Below are 3,186 nucleotides of genomic sequence, written 5' to 3'. Positions count from 1 at the left end.
CGCCGGTCGACTCGAGCACCCAGGCGTGCCAGCCGTCCACCGCTCGCATGTTCGCGGCGGCAGCCCGCACGTCAGCCCGTTCGCCGGCGGTGTCGACGTCGTGCTGCCCCCACTCGAAGACCACGTCGACCAGCGCGGCCACCGTGGCGTCCGCGTCCAGCACGGCGCCGGCCGTCTCGGCGAGCCCGTCGTGCACGCCGTCCGGATACTCGACCCGGTGCCAGCTGCCGCCGTCGTGCCAGAGCACGTAACCGAGCTGGTCCTCGGCGGCGTACGGCACGAGATCGTCCCAGGGCAGCCAGCCGGGTGCACCGGCGAGCAGGTCCAGTGGCGGGTCGGTGTGGGTGGTGGCGCTGTACTCGTGGTCGCAGCCGTACAGGACGGCGCGGCCGCCGTCGATCAGCGCCAGGTGGGCCCAGTTGCCCCCGCCGTCGTCGTGGTGCGCGCCGGTGTCACCCACCGACCAGACGTCGTCCCACCCGATGGCGCTCAGCGCGGCAGCCAGGGTGACCCAGCGGCTCCACACCGGGCCGGGTCCGGGCAGGTCAACAGGGATGATCACGACCACAGGCTATTGCCCCCTCGGACTTCGCTCCTGTCGGAAAGTTGCCAGCTGCCCCGACAGCCATTGATGACTGACACCGGGTCAGGCACGCTCCTCTGTGTAGTGCCCAGATCGCTCAACGTGAGCAGAATCGCCCGGAAGGTGCGTGCGTCGATGCTGCTGCCGCGGACCGAGCACCTCCCGGCCCGCCCGACCTGGGACTGCCAGGTCTGCGCCGACCCGTGGCCCTGCCCGCCGGCCAAGACCGACCTCGCCGAGCAGTACGCCCGCTTCCCGGCCGGCCTGGCCATCTACATGGCCTCGGTGATGTACGACGCGATCGGCGACCTCACCACCGTCGGCGAACCGACCCCGGCCGACCTCTACGAACGCTTCCTGGCCTGGGTCGGTTAGCCGAGCTTCAATGCCATGCCGAGGGAGACGGGGGCGGTGTCGACGAAGCCGTGGCGGGCGTAGAGGCGGCGGCCCGGTGCGTCGGCGAGCAGGTTGATGTACGCGTCCGGCGGGGCCACCTGCCTGATCCGGGCCAGCAGCGCCGTCAGCACCACGTCGCCGAGGCCGCGGCGCTGGTGGTCGGGCAGGACGGCCATGTCGACGATGTGGAAGTACCAGCCGCCGTCGCCGATGATCCGGCCCATACCGGCCGCCGTACCGGTTTCCGTGTGCACGATGTGGCAGGCGTACCAGCTGCCCGGCAGTGCCGCGACCGCCTGCTCCCAGGTCTTGGGCGACAGTCCGCTGTCGCGCCGCAGCGTCAGGTACGCCTCGACCGGCGGCGCCCCTTCGACCAGTTGATAGCCCTGCGGCAGCTCCCTCGTCATGTCCAGATCCTCGCAGAGGCGATGATTTCCGGCATGACCTCCGGCCGGCACGTGCCCTTCGACAGCCTCTGCAACTTCCGCGACCTGGGCGGCTACGCGACCAGCGACGGCCGGACCACCCGCTGGCGCACGCTCTACCGCGCCGACTCCCTCGGCCGCCTCGCCGGGGAGGACGACCTGCGGCGCTTCCGGGAGCTGGGCGTCGGCACGGTCATCGACCTGCGCTATCCGTGGGAGATCGCCGCGGCCGGCCGGCTGCCCGCCATCGACGGGGTGACCTGGCTCAACCTGAGCATCGAGCATCGCCCCTACGACCAGTCGCAGATCGATCCGGACCTCGACCCGTGGCGTTATCTGGCCGACCGGTACGCCGAGGTGGCCGCCGACGGCACCGCCGAGCTGCGGCAGGCGATCGAGACCATCGCCGCCGCGGACTCGCCGCTGGTGTTCCACTGCGCCTCGGGCAAGGACCGCACCGGGCTGCTCGCCGCGCTGGTGCTGGCGCTGCTGGACGTGCCGGTCGAGACGATCGCCGCCGATTTCGCCCTCACCGAGCTGGCCACGCCGCGGCTGCGGGAGCGGTGGCTGGCCGAGCATCCGGGCCGGGAGTTGCGCTGGCCCGGCTACGGCCGGGCGCCGGCCGAGCTCATCCGGATGGTCCTGGCCGAGCTCACCGCCGGGCACGGTTCGGTGCACCGGTACGCGGCCGAGCGGCTGGAGCTCGACGACAGCGTGGTGGCCGCCCTGCGTACCCGGCTTCTTATGTCTTCGTGAGTCGATCCTTAAGCGCTCCTGAGGTGGCCCCCGCGCGGGGCCCGCGGGCCGCATAGTCGCTGGTGTTGCCGTCCCCCACCCGGCTTCCTGCCGCGCCCGCGCGGCCGCGACCCGCTACTCCCGAGGTGACCGTCCCGTGCCGATGCCCGCTGCCCAGAGATTCCGGTACACCCTGGTGGCGGGAGCCACCGCCGTGGTGATCGGGGTGGGTTTCACGGTCGTCGGCTTCAACCGGCAGGCCGCACCCCCGGCGACCCGTACGGCCGCGGACGTCCCCCTGGTCGTGGCCGAGCCGGCGGGTGAGCCGGACACCGGCACCGATCTCCTGGACGAGACGATCCTGCCGAGCTCGGCGACCCCGTCACCGTCCCCGTCGGTGACGAGCGCCACCCCGGTGACCAAGGCGCCGACCAAGGCCGCGACGAAGCCGGCGACCTCCTCCAAGCGCCGGACGACCGCGCCGGCGGACAAGCCGAAGCCGAAGAACGCCCCGGCGACCAGCGGCTCGATTCTCGATCAGGTGCTGGACCACATCAACGCGGCCCGCGGCGACGAGGGGCTGGCGGCGTTGTCGCTGGACAGCTCGCTGTCGAAGGCGGCGGCGCTGCACAACCAGCGGATGATCGACGGGTGCGGGCTCAACCACCAGTGCTCGGGCGAGGGCGGCATCGGCGACCGGTTCAGCGCGCAGGGTGTGCAGTGGCGTTCGGCCGGCGAGAACATCGGCTTCGGCTTCGCGGGCGCCGCGGACTCGGAGATCGTCAAGGCCGCCAACGGGCTGTGCGACAGCATGCTGGCCGAGGTGCCGCCGGCCGACGGCCATCGCAAGAACCTGCTCAGCAAGGACTTCAATCGGATCGGGCTCAGCGTCGTCCGCGAGTCGGGCGGCAAGGTCTGGCTGACCCAGGACTTCGTCGGATGACCGGCCGGTGGCCCAGCGGCCCGGCCCGGCGCCGCCGCCTGCGGGACATGTTCGGCCCGACGCGCCCGTTCGGCCCGAACCGGCCGGGCGGGCAGTGCGGCCCG

General features: G+C 72.4%; 4 protein-coding genes and 1 pseudogene. 3 read left to right on the top strand and 2 right to left on the bottom strand.

Features of this window, described 5'->3' with window-relative positions:
* A pseudogene (locus tag AB0C29_RS40530) lies at positions 1 to 562 on the bottom strand (hypothetical protein); the annotation flags it as partial.
* A gap of 156 nt (positions 563 to 718) precedes the next feature.
* Here AB0C29_RS40530 and AB0C29_RS40525 point away from each other — a divergent pair.
* A complete protein-coding gene (locus AB0C29_RS40525) occupies positions 719 to 958 on the top strand; it encodes a hypothetical protein (RefSeq protein WP_360832272.1) in 240 nt (79 codons plus the stop codon).
* Here the strand turns inward: AB0C29_RS40525 and AB0C29_RS40520 are convergent.
* The gene (locus AB0C29_RS40520) at positions 955 to 1,386 is read right to left on the bottom strand and encodes a GNAT family N-acetyltransferase (RefSeq protein WP_360832270.1); all 432 of its coding nucleotides are present in this window, start codon (positions 1,384 to 1,386) and stop codon (positions 955 to 957) included. The two genes, AB0C29_RS40525 and AB0C29_RS40520, sit on opposite strands and share 4 nt — an antisense overlap.
* A 33-nt stretch (positions 1,387 to 1,419) precedes the next feature.
* Here AB0C29_RS40520 and AB0C29_RS40515 point away from each other — a divergent pair, with 33 nt between their 5' ends.
* Both AB0C29_RS40515 and AB0C29_RS40510 read left to right on the top strand, forming a co-directional pair.
* On the top strand, positions 1,420 to 2,160 hold the full coding sequence (locus AB0C29_RS40515; RefSeq protein ID WP_360832267.1) for a tyrosine-protein phosphatase: 741 nt from the start codon (positions 1,420 to 1,422) through the stop codon (positions 2,158 to 2,160).
* 142 nt (positions 2,161 to 2,302) lie between these two features.
* Positions 2,303 to 3,082, top strand: coding sequence for a CAP domain-containing protein (locus tag AB0C29_RS40510; RefSeq protein WP_360832275.1), 780 nt, complete (start codon positions 2,303 to 2,305; stop codon positions 3,080 to 3,082).
* Positions 3,083 to 3,186 lie beyond the last annotated feature (104 nt).

Source organism: Actinoplanes sp. NPDC048791 (assembly GCF_040650095.1).
Classification (GTDB): domain Bacteria; phylum Actinomycetota; class Actinomycetes; order Mycobacteriales; family Micromonosporaceae; genus Actinoplanes.
This window is presented reverse-complemented; position numbering and strand designations above follow the sequence as displayed.